The organism is Allobosea sp. (assembly GCF_030695125.1).
In the GTDB taxonomy this organism is placed as follows: Bacteria; Pseudomonadota; Alphaproteobacteria; order Rhizobiales; family Beijerinckiaceae; genus Allobosea.
Genome location: NZ_JAUYTP010000016.1, coordinates 332,150 through 348,201 on the forward strand (window position 1 = coordinate 332,150; position 16,052 = coordinate 348,201).

14 protein-coding genes are annotated in these 16,052 nt (G+C 69.0%); 11 read left to right on the plus strand and 3 right to left on the minus strand.

Annotated features, from left to right (window positions below):
• The first annotated feature begins 41 nt into the window (after window positions 1-41).
• The 8 genes from Q8S38_RS04830 to Q8S38_RS04865 are packed head-to-tail and all read left to right on the plus strand — an operon-like array spanning window position 42 to window position 7,427.
• On the plus strand, window positions 42-554 hold the full coding sequence (locus Q8S38_RS04830; protein WP_305679283.1) for a Na+/H+ antiporter subunit E: 513 nt from the start codon (window positions 42-44) through the stop codon (window positions 552-554).
• Window positions 547-834, plus strand: a complete 288-nt coding sequence (locus Q8S38_RS04835) for a monovalent cation/H+ antiporter complex subunit F (RefSeq protein WP_305679284.1) — start codon at window positions 547-549, stop codon at window positions 832-834. The genes Q8S38_RS04830 and Q8S38_RS04835 overlap by 8 nt, the downstream gene beginning before the upstream one ends.
• Complete coding sequence (locus Q8S38_RS04840; RefSeq protein WP_305679285.1) at window positions 834-1,124, plus strand: cation:proton antiporter; 291 nt, start codon at window positions 834-836, stop codon at window positions 1,122-1,124. The genes Q8S38_RS04835 and Q8S38_RS04840 overlap by 1 nt, the downstream gene beginning before the upstream one ends.
• The gene (locus tag Q8S38_RS04845) at window positions 1,121-2,059 is read left to right on the plus strand and encodes a hydrogenase subunit MbhD domain-containing protein (protein WP_305679286.1); all 939 of its coding nucleotides are present in this window, start codon (window positions 1,121-1,123) and stop codon (window positions 2,057-2,059) included. The genes Q8S38_RS04840 and Q8S38_RS04845 overlap by 4 nt, the downstream gene beginning before the upstream one ends.
• Window positions 2,056-2,406, plus strand: a complete 351-nt coding sequence (locus Q8S38_RS04850; protein ID WP_305679287.1) for an NADH-quinone oxidoreductase subunit K — start codon at window positions 2,056-2,058, stop codon at window positions 2,404-2,406. The genes Q8S38_RS04845 and Q8S38_RS04850 overlap by 4 nt, the downstream gene beginning before the upstream one ends.
• Window positions 2,403-3,923 (plus strand): complex I subunit 5 family protein, encoded by a 1,521-nt coding sequence (locus Q8S38_RS04855; protein WP_305679288.1) that lies wholly within the window; start codon window positions 2,403-2,405, stop codon window positions 3,921-3,923. Before Q8S38_RS04850 ends, Q8S38_RS04855 begins: the two co-directional genes overlap by 4 nt.
• Window positions 3,920-5,563 carry a complex I subunit 5 family protein gene (locus tag Q8S38_RS04860; protein WP_305679289.1) on the plus strand — a complete coding sequence of 548 codons (1,644 nt, stop codon included), beginning with the start codon at window positions 3,920-3,922 and terminating at the stop codon, window positions 5,561-5,563. The genes Q8S38_RS04855 and Q8S38_RS04860 overlap by 4 nt, the downstream gene beginning before the upstream one ends.
• Window positions 5,564-5,612: 49 nt before the next feature.
• Window positions 5,613-7,427, plus strand: coding sequence for an SLC13 family permease (locus tag Q8S38_RS04865; RefSeq protein WP_305679290.1), 1,815 nt, complete (start codon window positions 5,613-5,615; stop codon window positions 7,425-7,427).
• A gap of 134 nt (window positions 7,428-7,561) precedes the next feature.
• Here Q8S38_RS04865 and Q8S38_RS04870 read toward each other — a convergent pair whose 3' ends face one another.
• The 3 genes from Q8S38_RS04870 to Q8S38_RS04880 form a co-directional block, all read right to left on the minus strand.
• Window positions 7,562-7,864, minus strand: a complete 303-nt coding sequence (locus Q8S38_RS04870; RefSeq protein WP_305679291.1) for a hypothetical protein — start codon at window positions 7,862-7,864, stop codon at window positions 7,562-7,564.
• Window positions 7,865-8,131: 267 nt separating this feature from the next.
• Window positions 8,132-11,299 (minus strand): efflux RND transporter permease subunit, encoded by a 3,168-nt coding sequence (locus Q8S38_RS04875; protein ID WP_305679292.1) that lies wholly within the window; start codon window positions 11,297-11,299, stop codon window positions 8,132-8,134.
• Complete coding sequence (locus tag Q8S38_RS04880; RefSeq protein WP_371125831.1) at window positions 11,296-12,381, minus strand: efflux RND transporter periplasmic adaptor subunit; 1,086 nt, start codon at window positions 12,379-12,381, stop codon at window positions 11,296-11,298. Before Q8S38_RS04880 ends, Q8S38_RS04875 begins: the two co-directional genes overlap by 4 nt.
• A gap of 117 nt (window positions 12,382-12,498) precedes the next feature.
• On the opposite strand from Q8S38_RS04880, the gene Q8S38_RS04885 reads away from it, so the two are divergent.
• The 3 genes from Q8S38_RS04885 to Q8S38_RS04895 all read left to right on the plus strand — a co-directional run bounded on the left by Q8S38_RS04885 (window position 12,499) and on the right by Q8S38_RS04895 (window position 15,864).
• The gene (locus Q8S38_RS04885) at window positions 12,499-13,107 is read left to right on the plus strand and encodes a TetR/AcrR family transcriptional regulator (protein WP_305679380.1); all 609 of its coding nucleotides are present in this window, start codon (window positions 12,499-12,501) and stop codon (window positions 13,105-13,107) included.
• A gap of 245 nt (window positions 13,108-13,352) precedes the next feature.
• Window positions 13,353-14,300 (plus strand): NAD(P)/FAD-dependent oxidoreductase, encoded by a 948-nt coding sequence (locus Q8S38_RS04890; RefSeq protein ID WP_305679293.1) that lies wholly within the window; start codon window positions 13,353-13,355, stop codon window positions 14,298-14,300.
• Window positions 14,301-14,634: 334 nt separating this feature from the next.
• Window positions 14,635-15,864: a sensor domain-containing phosphodiesterase gene (locus Q8S38_RS04895; protein WP_305679294.1), complete on the plus strand. Its 1,230-nt coding sequence runs from the start codon at window positions 14,635-14,637 to the stop codon at window positions 15,862-15,864.
• The last annotated feature ends 188 nt before the right edge of the window (window positions 15,865-16,052 follow it).

Consider the following 16,052-nt stretch of genomic DNA (forward strand, 5'->3'; position numbering starts at 1 on the left):
GAATCGCAGCGCTGCGCGCCGGCCGACAGGTTCTTGTCGTCATGACCGCGCCGGCATCACCGCGCCAGACCCTCTCATGGCCCAGCTTGCTGGGACGAGGCCTGCTCTTCTTTGGGCTCTGGCTCGTCCTGATCGGCGCGGCCTCCAAGGATTGGCCAGTCGGCCTCATCGCGGCGGCGGCGGCGACTTGGGCCAGCATCCCGCTCTGGCCGCCGGAGAGCCGGCTGTCGCCGACGGGACTGCTGCGTTTCGTCCTGCGCTTCCTGCCGCAGGCGGTTGTGGCGGGGCTCGACGTCGCCAGGCGCGCCTTCGCCCGGCGCATCGCGATGACGCCGGGCATCGTGACCTACCGCGCCGGCCTGCGATCAGGAATGGCGCAGGGCGCGCTCTGCGCGGTGATGAGCCTCCAGCCGGGCAAGCTGCCTGTGTCCTGCGCGGCGAGCGGCGAGATGCGTGTGCATTGCCTGGACAGCGACGCACCCGTCGCGGCCGAACTCGCTGCCGACGAGGCGGCCTTCCTGCGCATCCTGCCGGGAGATCGCTCCGGTGCCTGAGAGCCTGACCCTCATCGCCCTCTTCGTCTTGCTGGCCAGCGCCGCCGGGCTGGCGATCGTGCTGCGCTCCGCGATCGCGATCGAAAAGCTGATGGCGGTGCAGTTGCTGGGCACCGGCGGCGCCGCCACGCTGCTCCTGCTCGGCGCGGCCACGGCGCAGCCGGCGCTGGCCGATGTCGCCTTGCTGCTGGTCCTGCTGTCGGCCTTCTCCTGCGCGGCCTTCACGCTGGGGGAGGGCGAGCCCCCCGGAGACGCCGCGAAACCGGACGAGCCCGCGTGATGGAGCTCTCTGACGTCTTCACGCTGGTCTGCGTCGTCGCCGGCGCCATCCTGTTCCTGGCGGGAACGCTGGGGCTGCTGCGCTTTCCCGATACGCTCAGTCGCCTGCACGCGCTGAGCAAGGCCGACAATCTGGGTCTCGGCCTGATCGTGCTCGGACTGCTGCCGCTGCAGACAAGCCTGATGGGTGGGGTCAAGCTCGTCTGCATCTGGCTTCTGGCGCAGCTCTCGGCCGCGACCGCGAGCCAGCTGATCGCCGGCATCGCCGCCCGCCGGAAGCCGCAGGCATGAGCCTCGTCTTCGACATCGCGCTGGTCGCCGGGTTGATCGCGCTGGCGCTGCATGTCGTCGTCACCCGCGACAGCCGCGGCGCGATCCTGGCTTTCATCGCCTTCGGCCTGCTGCTCGGCATCGGCTGGGCGCGGCTGGCCTCGGTCGATGTCGCGCTGACCGAGGCCGCGATCGGCGGCGGCCTGACCGGCATGCTCCTGCTGCGCGCCCACGCCCATCTCGCGCGCGAAATCCCTCCCGAGGCGAGGGCCCGGGCCGAGCCGCGGCGCTGGCTCGCCCCGGCGATCGCCTGCGGCCTCGTCACCCTGGCGCTGGGCGCGGTCGTGCTCGCCTTTCCCCGGCCAGCGCCGAGCCTCGCGCATCAGGCGGTCGCGTCGCTGGAGACGACGGGGCTCGGCAATCCCGTCACCGCCGTGCTGCTGGCCTATCGCGCCATCGACACGCTGCTGGAGAAGATCGTGCTGATCCTCGCGCTCGTCGGCGTCTGGTCGCTGAGCCGCGACGGCGCCTGGGGCGGGGCCTCGCAGCTGCGCCCGGCGATCATCCCGGAGCCGCTGGTCTTTCTGGCGCGGGTGCTGCCGCCCTTCGGCGTGCTGATCGCGGTCTATCAGGTCTGGGTCGGCGCGGATCTGCCCGGCGGCACCTTCCAGGCCGGCACGATCCTGGCCGCGATGGCGCTGCTCGTGATGCTGGCCGGCCTGCGCCCGGCGCCACCGACGCAGGCGAGAGCGCTGCGGGTGATGCTCGCGGGCGGGCCGGCGCTGTTCGTGCTGGTCGGCTTCCTCGGCGTCGCGGCCGCGCAAGGGTTCCTGTCCTATCCCGAGGCCATCGCCAAGCCGCTGATCGTCGGCATCGAGGCGGCGCTGACGCTGTCGATCGCGGGCACGCTCGCCCTGCTCGTGGCCGGCCCGCCGGACAAAGCGCCCGCATCATGAGCGCGCTGGCCCTGACATCGGCGTCGCTGTTTGGCCTGTGCGGCGCCGCGCTCGTCGGCATCGGGCTGTTCTGCATCGTCAGCCATCCCGATCTGCTGCGCCGGATCATCGGCTTCAACATCCTCGGCGCGGGCATCTTCCTCGTCTTCGGGGCGGTCGCGCGCCGCGGGGCGGCGATGGGGCTCGGCGGCGATCCGGTGCCGCAGGCCATGGTGATCACCGGCATCGTCGTCGCCTTCGCCGCGACCGCCCTGGCGGTCGCGCTGCTGCGGCGTCTGGCGTCGCTGACCGGGAGCGCATCGCTCGACGCCACGACGCCGGCGACGCCGCCGCGGAGCGACGCATGACGCCGGCCTATGCCGCGACACCGGGTGGCCTGCTGCTGGTGCTGGCCGTCATGCTGCCCGCGGCGGCCGCACTCGTGATGCTCGTGATTGGCCAGCGCCACACCCGTCTGGTGGCGCTGATCGCGCTGGCGCTCGGCCTCGTTGTGGCGCTCGCCACCGGCCTCCAGCTGGTGCGCAGCCAGACCGCCCTGATCTATGTGCTCGGCAACTGGCAGCCGCCGCTCGGCATCGCGCTGCGCGCCGATGGGCTGTCGGTGATGATGCTGGCGGTCACCGCCGTCGTCATGGCGGCGACGGGTCTGTTCGCGCGCGAGCTGTTCGGGCTCGACCTCGCAACCGCCGACGGGCGCCTGGCGACGAGCTTCTGGATTTTGCTGATGGGGCTGTGGAGCGGTCTCAACCTCGTCTTCGTCTCGCAGGACCTGTTCAACCTCTATGTCGCGCTCGAACTCCTGACCTTCGCCGCCGTGCCGCTGGTCTGCCTCGACGGGCGCGGCGAGACCATGGCCGCAGCCCTGCGCTACCTGATGTTCGCGCTGCTCGGCTCGATGCTCTATCTGCTCGGCGCCGGCCTGCTCTACGGCGCCTATGGCACGCTCGACATCCGGCTGATCGCGAGCGCGAGCCATCACGGCCCGGCGATGGCGATCGCGCTGGCGCTGATGATCCCCGGCCTGCTCGCCAAGGCAGCGCTGTTTCCTCTGCATCTGTGGCTGCCGCCGGCCCATGCCGGGGCGCCGGCTGCCGCCAGCGCGGTTCTCTCGGCGCTGGTGATCAAGGCGCCGGTGTTCCTGATCCTGCGGCTGGTCGCGGACATCGCCCCGCCGGGGGCGGCCGCCGTCGCGGGGCAGGTGCTGGCGGTGCTCGGCGCGGCCTCGATCCTGTTCTGCAGCGTCATGGCGCTGCGGCAGGAGCGGCTGAAGCTGATGATCGCCTATTCGACCGTGGCGCAGATCGGCTATCTGTTCATCGTCTTTCCACTCGCGGGAGTTGGCGACGGGACCGCGCCCTGGGGCACCATCGCCTGGACCGGCGGGGCGCTGCAGCTGACCTCGCATGCGCTGGCCAAGGCGGCGATGTTCATGGCGGCGGGCATCGTCGCTGAAGCCGTCGGGCATGACCGCATCCGCGATCTCGGTGGCTTCGGGCGTGTCCTGCCGCTGACGGCCACGACCTTCGGGTTGGCGGGTCTATCGCTGATGGGCATCCCGCCGAGCGGCGGCTTCATCGCGAAATGCCTGCTCCTGACGGCCGCCGCCATCGGCGGGCATCTCTGGCTCGCCCTGACGATTCTGGCCGGCGGGCTGCTTGCCGGCGGTTATGTCTTCCGCGTCATGGACAGGGCTCTCGCGACGCCTGCCGAACCGCTGTTGCTGCGCAAGCCGATCCCGCTGCGGCTCGAGCTCATACCGCTGGTACTGGCGATCCTGGCCGTGGCGCTCGGCTTCCTGCCGCTCGAGCCCGTCGGCCTGCTGCAGATCGGCAGGCCCGATAGCGCCCTGGCGGTGTCGCCATGAGTTTCGCAACCAGCGCCGCCGGCCTGCTGCTGGCCACCGCGCTCCTCGCGCCGCTGGCGCTGGCGGCCGCCTGCCTGTCGCGCGCCGTCCGGACACGCATGCCGGGGCTGCTCTGGCTCGCGCCCATGCCGGCCCTGCTGGCGGCCGGGCTCCTGCCGGCCGGCACGGCCATCGCCTTCCCGGTGCCGTTCCGGATGGCGCTGGCGCTCGACCCGCCCGGTGCGATCCTGCTCGGCGGCGCGGCGCTGCTCTGGAGCGCGGCGGGGGCCTATGCCGCCTCCTATCTGCGCGGCAAGCCGGGGCTGACGGGGTTCTGCGTCTGGTGGCTGCTGACGCTGGCGGGCAGCCTCGGCGTCCTCATCGTCGCCGACATCGCCGGATTCTACCTGCTGTTCACGCTGGCGAGCCTCTCGGCCTATGGGCTGGTCGCGCATGAGCAGACCGACGCAGCCAGGCGGGCCGGCCTCGTCTACATGGTGCTGGCGCTGCTGGGCGAGGCCTTCCTGCTCTTCGCCTTCGTCATGCTCGCGGCCGGACAGCCCGATCCCAACCCGCTGATCCGCGATGCGGTGGCGGCGCTGCCGGGCTCGCCGATGCGCGACGGAATCATCGCGCTGCTGATGCTGGGCTTCGCCCTCAAGATGGGGCTGATCCCGCTGCATGTCTGGCTGCCGCTCGCCCATCCGGCCGCGCCGATGCCGGCCTCGGCGGTGCTCAGCGGCGTGTTGGTCAAGGCCGGCGTCATCGGGCTGATCCGCTTCCTGCCGTTCGAGGCCCCGCTGCCGGCCTGGGGCGCAGTGCTCGCCATAGCAGGCATCCTGACGGCCTATGGCGGCGCGGCGCTCGGCGTGGCGCAGCGGCGCCCCAAGACGATCCTGGCCTATTCGACCGTCAGCCAGATGGGCCTCGTCGCGGCCATCCTCGGCGCCGGGCTGGCGGCGGGCGATGCGTCTGCGCCGGGTCTGGCGGCCTATTACGGCGTGCATCACACGCTGGTGAAAGGCGGACTGTTCCTCGCCGTCGGCGTCGCCTTCGCCTCGGGCGGGTCGCGCCGGTGGCCCGTGCTGCTGCTGACGGCGCTTCTGGCGTTCAGCCTCGCCGGCCTGCCCCTGACCAGCGGCGCGCTCGCCAAGCTCGCGGTCAAGCCGATGCTGGGTTACGGCCTGCTCAGCATCGCGGTCTCGCTCGCGGCGGCCGGCAGCACGATGCTGATGCTTCATTTCATCGCCGTCATGGTCAGCGAGACGGCCGACAATCCGCCATCGAGCGCCCCGCCGGGCGAAACCCTGCCGTGGCTCGCCATCGCCGCCGCATCGCTCCTCATCCCCTGGTGGCTTTATCCCGCCCTGTCGGGCGGCGCGCTCGCCAGCGCCTGGAGCCTCCCTTCACTCTGGAAGCTCGTCTGGCCGATGATGCTGGGCGTCGTGGTCTTCATCGCCGCGAACCGCTTCGCCGGGCTGGCCGACCGCGTGCCGGAGGGCGACATTCTGGTGCTGGCGGAGCGGCAGGCCCCGCGTCTCGCCCGCCTGCCGGCCGCGATCGAACGGCTCGACGGGCAACTGCGGCTCTGGCCCGCGGCCGGGCTCGTGCTGCTGGCACTCGTCATCTGGCTTGGCGGCGGCTTCCTGATGGCGGCATGATGATGACTGGCAGCCCGGAATCCCGCATCAAAGCCCTGGACGCGCTTCCGTGAACGCGATCGAAAGCACAGCCCTCGTCGTTGCGGTGACGATCGCGTTCTTCGCCTGGAACCGGCTGCCGGTGGTGGTGGTCGCGATCGGGGCGGCGCTGTCGCTCTGGGCGCTGGGCGTCGTCACGCTGGAACAAGCGATGGCCGGCTTCGGCGACCGCGCGGTGATGTTCGTCGCCAGCCTGTTCATCGTGAGCGCCGCGCTGGACAAGACCGGCGTCACCGCCTGGGCCGGGCAGATCCTGATCGCGAAGGCCGGCGAGAGCACGAACCGCCTGCTCGTCATCATCATGGCCGCCGCCGGCGCGCTCACCGCGCTGATCAGCGGCGGCGGCGCGGTCGCGGCGCTGATGCCGGTCGTGGTGCTCGCGGCGATCCGGCTGCGGCAATCGCCGACGCTGCTGCTGATGCCGCTCGCCTTCTCGGCCCATGCCGGCGCCAACATCCTGCTGACCGGCGCACCCAAGAACATCCTGGTTTCCGAGGCGCTCGAGGACAACGGCCTGCCCGGCTTCGGTTTCGCCGAATTCGCGCTCGTCGGCCTGCCGCTGCTGGCGGGCACGATGCTGATCATCCTGCTGCTCGGCAAGCGCCTGCTGCCGGCGCAGGGCAATGCGCGACTGCCCGCCGATTTCAGCCAGCACGCGCAGACCCTGGTCGAGCATTACGGGCTCACCGACGGCTTCTTCCATCTGCGGGTGCGGGCGAGTTCCGACCTGATTGGGACGCTTCCGGCCGCACTGGCCTTGTCGCAGCAGGAGGGTACGATCGACCTCGTCAGCGTTCAGGCCGGACCATCGGGCATCGCGCGCGGGGACCAGCCGATCCGCGAGGGCGACTACCTCCTGGTCAAGGGCGAGGCGGGGGCGGTGGCTCGGCTCTGCGCGGCCTCGCATCTCGCGCCGCGCGACGAGACTGACGACGGTGACGCGGCCGGTGCGCTGCTCAACCGCAGCACGGGGCTGGCCGAGGTCGTGATCCCGCCGCGCTCGGCCTTCATCGGCAAGGCGGTGCATCCCGGCATGACCACCGAAGGCGGCGATCTGATCGTGCTCGCGGTCCAGCGCGGCGGCGTCGATCTCGATCCGGCGGACCCGCTTCTGCGGGCCGGCGACACGGTGCTGCTCAAGGGCAGCTGGAAGGCGCTCGACCTGCGGCTGGCGGATGCCGATGTGCTAGTCGTCAATTCGCCCGATCTCGTGCGCCGCCAGGCCGTGCCGATGGGGGCGGGCGCCGGCGTCGCGCTGGCCGCGCTCGGGGCGTTGGTCCTGCTGCTGGCGACCGGCTTCGTGCCGCCCGCGGTCGCCGCGCTCATCTGCGCGTTGGCGCTGATCGGCGCCGGCATCCTCTCGGTCGAGGAGGCCTATCGCGCCATCCACTGGACCACGATCATCCTGATCGGCGCGATGATGCCGCTCTCGATCGCGATGGTGCAGTCGGGTGCGGCCGATCTCGTCGCGCGCCAGCTCGTGGCGCTGACCGGTGGCGGCGGGCCGACGGTCTTCCTCGCCGGCCTGTTCCTGCTCACCGCCTGCCTCGGCCAGATCATGAGCAACACCGCCACCACCATGCTGGTGATCCCGATCGCGATGGCCGCCGCAGCCAGCATGGGCGTCTCGCCCCGGCCGATCCTGATGAGCCTGTGCATCGCCGGCTCGGCCTCCTTCATGACCCCGATCGCGACCTCGACCAACCTGATGGTGATGGGCCCGGGCGGCTACGCCTTCGGCGATTACTGGAAGCTTGGCCTGCCGCTGATGATCTGGTTCTTCGTCATGGCGGTGTTCTACGTGCCGCTGATCTGGCGGTTTTGAGGGCCCGCCCCGGAATCACGGCGTGGCTCGAACCTCAGTTCAAGCTCGACGACCTGCTCCACCTCGCCTGGCCGGAAGAATGCGCAAATCACCTTCCAAGCGCAGGACATGCGTCCATGTGAAAGCAGGGCGCTCTAGGGCGGAGGCGCTTTCTGTCCGCCCATGATCTTGTCGAGAAGCTCCTGGGCCGACGGCGCCGGTCTCGCCGGTTCGGTTCGCAGGCCCGGGCAATCCAGCTTTGTGGCGCCGGCTATCGAAAGCCCGCTCATCCCCCTCGCGCGAGGATAGGGATAACGGCTCTGATCGACATAGCGGATATGATACTGGCAGCCCGGCTGAAGCTTCTCCCAGAGTTCGGTGGGATCGTCGCTCCCGATCGTCGAAATGCCGACGCCATAAGAGTCGCCGTTGTCTGTGACGACGTAGCGGATGACCATATCCTGCGAGCTGAACTTGTCCTTGCTGACGACGAGAATGTTGCCGTCACCGGCGAAACGAAAGTCTGCAACGGGTCAGTGGGTCGGCGCCGCCCGCCGGAGACGGCCGCCGCTACTGCGGTATTGGTCGCGCCTCAGGCTTACAGCGATGCTGCGCCAAGCGCAGCATACCGGGATCGGGAAGCCAGCGAGTGACGCCAACTCGGGATCACCTGCGTGGGCCGTGACCTATACCGTCACGAAGCGATCCTTTAACGCCCATCCGCATCATGCCATCGCTCGTTGCTCCTGCCGCGCCTGATGGTCGGCGGGTCGTTCGAGCGACGTGCCATGCACCGTTGCGGGCGACGGGCCGTGGCCCGGCTGCGCCGCATGCCTCCGCTCGGCCGGGGTCGGCGAGATCCTGAACCAGGCGGCGTAGAGCGCCGGCAGGAACAGCAGGATCAGCACGGTCCCGACGGCGGTCCCGCCGATCAGGGTGTAGGCCATCGAGCCCCAGAACACCGAGCTGGTCAGAGGGATGAAGGCGAGGACGGCGGCCAGCGCGGTGAGGATGACGGGTCGCGTCCGCTGCACCGTCGCCTCGATGACCGCATGGTAGTCGTCCAGCCCGGCGGCCCTGTTCTCTTCGATCTGGTCGGTCAGGATCAGCGTGTTGCGCATCAGGATGCCGGCCAGGCCGATGAGGCCCAGGATCGCGTTGAATCCGAAGGGCTGGTTGAAGGCGAGCAGCGTCGGAACGACGCCGATCAGGCCGAGCGGCGCCGTGAACAGCACCATCGCCATCATCGAGAACGACCGGACCTGGAGCATGACCACGATCAGGGTGATGGCGATCATCAGCGGGAAGATCTTCGCCAGCGCGTCATTGGCCTTGGCCGCCTCTTCGATCGACCCGCCCATGTCGATGCGGTAGCCCGCCGGAAGCGAGGCGATCAGCGGCTGGAGCGCGGCGAGGACCTGCTTGGAGACTTCCGGCGGCTGGGTCGCCTCGTTGATCTCCGAGCGCACCGTGATCGTGGGCACGCGATCACGGCGCTTCAGCATCGGCTCCTCGAAGCGGATCTCCGAATGCCCGACTTGATCGAGCGGTATCTGGCGCCCCTCGCGGCTGATCAGCGAGAAATCCGCGAGCCGTGTCGGATCGAGGCGTTCGGGGCCGGCGCTGCGCGCGACGACGGGCACATTCCGGATGCCCTCGCGAACCTGCGTGACGGTGACGCCGGTGAGCAGGAACTGAAGTTGCTGGCCCACCTGGGCGGGGGAGAGCCCGATGAGATTGAGCCTGTCCTGGTCCGGCACGAAACGCAGAATGGGCGTGCGGTTGCCCCAGTCGCGGTTGGCCTCCCGGACGTCGGGCACGCCGCGCATGATCTCCAGAGCCCTCTCCGAGATCGCATAGAGCTGCGCGGGATCGGGACCCGTCACGCGAAACTCGACCGGGAACACCGACGGAGGACCGAAGACGAACTGCGTCGCGCGGACATAGGCCTCGGGCGCCAGCCCCTGCGAGATGGCCTGCCGAAGGCGCTGCTTCAGCGTCTCGCGCGTCCTGGCGTCTGGCGTCAGCACGACGATTTTCGCGAAGGCCGGGTCCGGCAGCTCGGGCGACAATGCCAGGAAAAACCGCGGCGCGCCCTGGCCGACATAGCTCGTCACGATCTTGGCTTCGGGCTGCTCGTCGAGCCAGCGCTCGATCTTCGCGACCGCGGCCGTCGTCGTCTCGATGCTTGTGCCTTCCGGGAGACGGACCTCGACGAGCACCTCCGGTCGGTCGGACGTCGGGAAGAACTGCTGCTTCAGGCCGCCCATGCCGACGACGGACACGGCGAAGGCGAGGCCGACGACCGTGCAGGTCAGGACCTTGCGGTCGACCGCGAAGGTGATGAGCCTGCGCAGGCGACGGTAGTTCGGTGTGTCGTAGATCGCCGCGTGTCCCCCGGCGACGGGTTTGATATCCGGCAGCATCTTGACGCCGAGATAGGGCGTGAAGACCACCGCGACGATCCATGAGACGATCAGGGCGAAGCCGACGACCCAGAAGATGTTGCCGGCGTATTCGCCCGCCGTCGAGGAGGCAAAGCCGACCGGCAGGAAGCCCGCGATGGTCACCAGCGTGCCTGACAGCATCGGGGCCGCCGTATGGCTCCAGGCATAGGCCGCCGCCTTGATGCGATCCATGCCCTCTTCCATCTTCACGACCATGACTTCGATGGCGATGATGGCGTCGTCGACGAGGAGACCGAGCGCGAGGATGAGCGCGCCCAGCGTGATCCGGTCGAAGAAGCGACCGGTCTCCAGCATGATGAAGAACACCACGGCCAGCGTCAGCGGGATCGCCGCCGCCACGACGATGCCGACGCGCCAGCCGAGGCTGAGCAGGCTGACGAGCAGCACCACGCCGAGCGCCATCGCGAACTTCATCATGAACTCGTCCACGGCCGAGGCGATGTTGACAGCCTGGTCGGTCACCTTCTCCAGCGAGATGCCGAGCGGCAGCGCCTGCCCGATGGCGGCGGTCCTGGCCTCGAGCGCCCTGCCGAGCGCGAGCCCGTCCCAGCCGTCCTGCATGACGGCGGCGAGCATCAGGCTCGGCTCCCCATGGTGCCGGATGATGAAGCCCGGCGGATCTTCATGGCCGCGCCGGACATCGGCGATGTCGGAAAGCTTCAGCGTGCGCCCGCCGGCGACGAGGGGCGTGTCGGCGATGGCGCGAACGCTGTCATAGGCGCCATCGACGCGGATGAAGACGCGCGGCCCTTTGGTCTCGACGGAGCCCGCCGGCGTCACGGTGTTCTGACGCTGCAAGGCCGAGACGACGTCCTGGGCCGAGATGCCGAGCGTCGCCAGTCGCTCATGGGAAAACTCGACGAAAATCTGCTCGGGACGCTCGCCCAGGATGTTGACCTTCTTGACGCCGGGGACGTGGAGGAGATCCTGCCGGATGACCTCCGCCTGCCGGGCCAGCTCCCGCATCGGCAGGCCTTTCGCCTTGAGCGCGTAGAGGGCGAAGCTGACATCGGCGTATTCGTCGTTGACGAAGGGGCCGAGCACGCCCGGCGGCAGGTTCCGCGCCTCGTCGGAGAGCTTCTTGCGGGCCTGGTAGAACTCCTCCTGCACCCGCCCGGGCGGGGTGGAATCCTTCAGGTTGACGGTGAGATACGCGAAGCCCGGCCGCGTCGTCGTCTCGACGCGGTCATACCAGGCCAGTTCCTGGAGCCGCTTCTCCAGGGGCTCGGCGACCAGATCCTGCATCTCGCGGGCCGTCGCGCCCGGCCAGACGGCTGTGACCGTCAGGGTCTTGATCGTGAAGCTCGGGTCCTCCGCACGCCCGAGCTTGACGAAAGCATAGGCCCCGGCGGCCATGAGCAGCATGATCGCGAACAGGGTCACCGCCCGCTCGCGGACGGCGATGGCTGAGAGATTGAAGCTCATCGCGGGGCCGCCTCGACAGGGGAGAATGGCCTGACCGGCTGGCCCTCGCGCAGCAGATGCGCTCCCAGCGAGACGATCCGACGGCCGGCCTCGAGCCCGGAGACGATGGCCGTCTCGCTGGTCACGCGAACGAGACGCACCGGCTGGAAGGTGACGAGCGACCCCGTGTCGTCCAGGCGCCAGACGCCGGTTCTGCTGCCGTCGTCGAGGACCGCCCCAAGAGGCACCTCCAGGTCGGCTGCCGGCCCGCTTGCCGCGATGCCGATCGTGACGGTCGCGCCGAGCGGTGCCGCGCTGGCATCGCCGTCGAGGACATAGCGGGCCTCATAGGTCCGTGTTTGCGGATCGGCGGAGTCCGACAACTGCCGCAGCCGGGCCGGGATGCTCCGTCCGGAGGAACCGTAGAGCGTTGCCTGCGCGGGTGAGCCGATCACCGGCCGTATCGTCTCGGGCAACGCCACCACCGCCTCTCGCGGCCCGGCCTTGGCCAGCCGGATCACGACCTGCCCGGCGGCCACGACCTGGCCCGGCTCGCCCGACGTGTCCACGACGACGCCGTCCGCATCCGCGACGAGCACGGCGTAGCCGAGTTCGTTCTCGGCGACCTTCGCCTCCGCCTCGGCTGCGGCGGCCTGGGCGGTCGCGGTGTCCAGCGCCGCCTTGGCCTGTTCGTAGCGCTGGGGGCTGGCGGCGAAGCCGTTCTTGACCAGGACCGCGTACCGCGCCTCGTCCGCCGTGGCCTGGGTCAGGACGGCGCGTGCCGCCACGGCGGCATTGCGCTTGGCGGTCAGCGCCCATCGCAGATCCGTTTCGTCGATCCGCAGCAGCGGCTGCCCGGCTTTCACCGCCTGCCCGACATTGACCAGCCGCTCGACGATCTTGCCGGGAACGCGGAACCCGAGATTGCTCTGGACCCGCGCCGCGATGACGCCGGTGAAGCGCCTCTCCGCGCGCACCACCGGACTGGCGACCGAGATGAGCACGGTCGGCGCATCCTGGCGCGGGTCCACCTTCACGGAGGCTGCGGATCGCGGCCCGACCAGCATGATCGCGCCGCCGACACCCGCGGCCGCGAGGGTCATGGCGCCCGCCGCCAAAGCGAGCTTGGATTGTCGAGACATGAACCACACCGAAATGGATTGCGTTCGACATCTATATCGTTTATAGAGTTCGAGCGCAATCTAATTGTGAGGTCCGGCATGCGGGTGTCTCGACGACAGGCGGCGGAGAACAGGGAGCGGGTGATCGAGACGGCCAGCCGGCTGTTTCGCGAGAATGGCTTCGACGGGATCGGCCTGAAGGACCTGATGGCCGGAGCCGGCCTGACACAGGGCGGCTTCTACAAGCAGTTTGCGTCGAAGGACGAGCTGGTCACTGTTGCGACGCGTCGCGCGCTGGAGAGCGTTTCCGAGCGCTGGTCGAAGGCGGCGGCGGCGCGGCCGGACGACAGCTTGCGGGCGGTGTGCGAGTTCTATCTCAGCCAGGGCCACTCCGCCGAACGCGCCGATGGCTGCCCGATTGTGGCGTTGGGTTCCGACGCGGCGCGGCAGGGTCCCGAAGTCAAGGCCGCCTTCGAGGCCGGGATGCTCGGCTATCTCGACATGGTCACGGGATGGCTCGGCGAGGGGCGCGAAGACGAGGCGATGGTCACGCTGTCGACCATGGTCGGCGCGTTGCTCCTGTCGAGGATCGTGAATGACGAGACCCTGGCAGGGCGCTTTCTGGAGACGGCGGCCGCCAGCGTTGCCGGCAAGGATGTCAGGCGCCAGAGCGACGCGGCCGATGACCGGCCGGAGCGGATGCAATGAACGCTGTCCCTGCGCCCCACTGCGCCGCATCGAACACGAACTGGCCGCATTGAACGCGAGGGTCGCTGCGATGCAGCCCGAACCGAACCGACCGGACGCCGAGCGCGCCTGACGCGTCGTAGAATGGTGCGAATGCGGCACACATGCCTTTTGCCTGCCTGGAATCCCGATTGCAGTCGTCTGATTGGCTCCCGTGATCCGCCCTGACCACGCACACGTAGGCAAGACAGACTGGGGATCGATCAATGAGTGAGCATTGGGCCGTCATAGGCGCCGGAATGGCTGGGCTTGCCGTCGCACGCCGGCTCAGCGACGCCGGTCGATCGGTGACCGTGTTCGACAAGAGCCGCGGCCTCGGCGGGCGCATGGCGACCCGACGGGCCGGCAGCTTCCGGTTCGATCATGGGGCGCAATATTTCACCGCGCGCGGTGAGCGATTTCTGTCCCTCGTCGAGAACCTCACGGCCGAAGGATTGGTCGCGCGCTGGGGCGAGGATCATGTCGGCGTGCCCGGGATGAGCGCGCCGGCGCGCGTGCTGGCCCCGCAAGCAACGATCGTGACCGACTGCACAGTTTCCTCGCTGACCCGTGGAGCCATGGGGTGGAGCGTCTCGACGACCGATGGGCCGGCGGCAACGGACGGAAACGGCGTGTTCGCCGGCGTCGTTGTGGCGGTGCCGGCACCCCAGGCCGTGCCGCTGCTGATGTCGGCCGGCAGCAACTGGGACGGCGCGAGACGCGCGACCTACGCGCCCTGCTGGGCGCTGATGCTCGGCTTCGCGGCGCGCACCAAGCTCTCGGAGGATCGTGTTCGCCCGGAAGACGCGACGATCGCCTGGATCGCCCGCGACGGCTCCAAACCCGGCCGCGACCCCAGCGGCGACGCCATCGTCGTTCATGCTACGCCGGCCTGGTCGCGCGCGAGCTTGGAGGAGACGCCGGAGCGGGCGGCTGCGGCACTGCATGCCTGCTTCCGCGAGCTCACGGGCGAAACGGCTGACCCGAGCTTCATCGCGGCGCATCGCTGGCGCTACGCGCTTGTCGAGCAGCCGGCGGGAGAGCCGTTCTTCTGGGACCCGTCTGCACGTCTCGGCGCCTGCGGCGACTGGTGCATCGGGCCGCGGGTGGAGGCGGCGTTCGACAGCGGCGACGGCCTCGCAGGCACCATCATAGGCCCGAATGCGGCGCGATGAGCGCGAGCAATCCCGGACTTACGGCCTGCCTCGACGTATCCTGCCAGCTCTGCCGGCCGAGACCGACCATGCCGCCGGCATGAGGGGGGCCAACGCGATCTGCTTCATAGATGTCGCTCGGCCCGTGCCGAGACCGGTCTCGCCTGTCAGGATAGCAGATCGCCGGTGGAGGCGCGCCAAGAGCAGCGCTTGGCCTCTTATCGTGACGCAGACATTCGCCGTGACGCGGCGGCTCGATGGCCGAAGGCCCAGGAGCAAGCCTTTACGTCCCCTTAGGTAACCACCCGGCACAGTGGCGGCGACGAATAAAGTCTTGCCAACGAAGGACGTGTCGATGTCGATCCTTGCCTGCCTCGCAAACGGCACAGAAACGGCGAGCCGGTCCGACGGTTTTATGATCGACCGCGTGCTTCAGTCGGTGCGCCAGCATTTGGGCATGGAAGTCGCCTATGTGTCGGAATTCGTGCGAAACGAGTCCGTCTTCAGGGCGGTCGACGCTCCCGGCCTGGAGGCGCTGATCAAGCCGGGCGATTCGCGCTCGCTCGACGATGTCTATTGCCGCCATATCCTGGCGGGCCGTTTGCCGGAGTTGATCCCCGATACCTCCGCCATTCCCCTCGCCGCATCCATGCCGATCACCAAGGCTGTTCCCATCGGCGCCCATGTCAGCGTGCCCCTGACGCTGTCTGACGGTTCCGTCTTCGGCATGTTCTGTTGCCTGAGCCCGCATGCCAACCATTCGCTGAATGGTCGCGACCTGCAGGTCATGCGCGCCTTCGCCGACATCACCGCCCACCATATCGATGAGGATCGGCGCAGCAGCCGAGATCGCGATGCACGGCACGCCCAGATCGCCCAGATCATCGACAACCGCGCCTTCGACATCCACGTCCAGCCGATCTGGGATTTCGCCAGCGATCGCGCTGTCGGCTTCGAGTGCCTCGCGCGCTTCTCTCAGGAGCCCCGGCGCTCGCCGGACAAATGGTTTGCCGAAGCCGCTGAGGTCGGCCTTGGCGTGCCCCTGGAACTGGCGGCGATCGAGGCGGCTCTGGATCACGCCAGGCGTTTACCGAGCCACATCTACCTGACGATCAATGCCTCCGCAGAAGCGGTGATGGCAGCAGAATTCGGCGACATCGTCAGCCGGCTTGACCCGCATCGTCTCGTGATCGAGGTGACGGAACATGGCTTGGTGAATGACTACGAAGGACTGTTGGCCAAGCTCGATGACTTTCGGAGCCAGGGAGTCCGCCTCGCGGTCGATGATGCGGGGGCCGGCTATTCGGGACTGCAGCACATCGTTCGCTTGAAACCCGACATCATCAAGCTCGATATGTCGCTCACGCGCAACGTGGATGGCGATCCGGCCCGACGGGCGCTCGCCAGCGCGCTGATCTTCTATGCTCGCGAGACGGGCTGTCAGATCCTGGCCGAGGGGATCGAGCGCGAGGCCGAGTTGCAGACCCTGAAGCTGCTGGGCGTCAGCAAGGGCCAGGGATACTGGCTCGGTCGGCCCGTACCGATCGACGTCGCCGTATCGGAGTTGGCATCGGCTGCCGCCTAGAGCCTGCGGCCAAAGCTTGGCGAGATGCCCCAATCGCTTCAGTTCGACCGCTGTCGGAAAGCGGACATTCACCGCACAATCGCAGGGGGCACTCGCTCACGAAGGCGAACGATCCGATTGCATGACCCGGCGCACTGCCCGATCTTCATCGTGCGGAGATCACGAGTGCTGGGGGATAGGTCGGCGGT

Bases quoted from the DNA above. Each gene is read 5' to 3' on its own strand.
- Q8S38_RS04830 (WP_305679283.1), top strand. From the start codon at position 42: ATGACCGCGCCGGCATCACCGCGCCAGACCCTCTCATGGCCCAGCTTG.
- Q8S38_RS04840 (WP_305679285.1), top strand. From the start codon at position 834: ATGGAGCTCTCTGACGTCTTCACGCTGGTCTGCGTCGTCGCCGGCGCC.
- Q8S38_RS04845 (WP_305679286.1), top strand. From the start codon at position 1,121: ATGAGCCTCGTCTTCGACATCGCGCTGGTCGCCGGGTTGATCGCGCTG.
- Q8S38_RS04850 (WP_305679287.1), top strand. From the start codon at position 2,056: ATGAGCGCGCTGGCCCTGACATCGGCGTCGCTGTTTGGCCTGTGCGGC.
- Q8S38_RS04855 (WP_305679288.1), top strand. From the start codon at position 2,403: ATGACGCCGGCCTATGCCGCGACACCGGGTGGCCTGCTGCTGGTGCTG.
- Q8S38_RS04860 (WP_305679289.1), top strand. From the start codon at position 3,920: ATGAGTTTCGCAACCAGCGCCGCCGGCCTGCTGCTGGCCACCGCGCTC.
- Q8S38_RS04870 (WP_305679291.1), bottom strand. From the start codon at position 7,864: ATGGTCATCCGCTACGTCGTCACAGACAACGGCGACTCTTATGGCGTC.
- Q8S38_RS04875 (WP_305679292.1), bottom strand. From the start codon at position 11,299: ATGAGCTTCAATCTCTCAGCCATCGCCGTCCGCGAGCGGGCGGTGACC.
- Q8S38_RS04880 (WP_371125831.1), bottom strand. From the start codon at position 12,381: ATGACCCTCGCGGCCGCGGGTGTCGGCGGCGCGATCATGCTGGTCGGG.
- Q8S38_RS04885 (WP_305679380.1), top strand. From the start codon at position 12,499: ATGCGGGTGTCTCGACGACAGGCGGCGGAGAACAGGGAGCGGGTGATC.
- Q8S38_RS04890 (WP_305679293.1), top strand. From the start codon at position 13,353: ATGAGTGAGCATTGGGCCGTCATAGGCGCCGGAATGGCTGGGCTTGCC.
- Q8S38_RS04895 (WP_305679294.1), top strand. From the start codon at position 14,635: ATGTCGATCCTTGCCTGCCTCGCAAACGGCACAGAAACGGCGAGCCGG.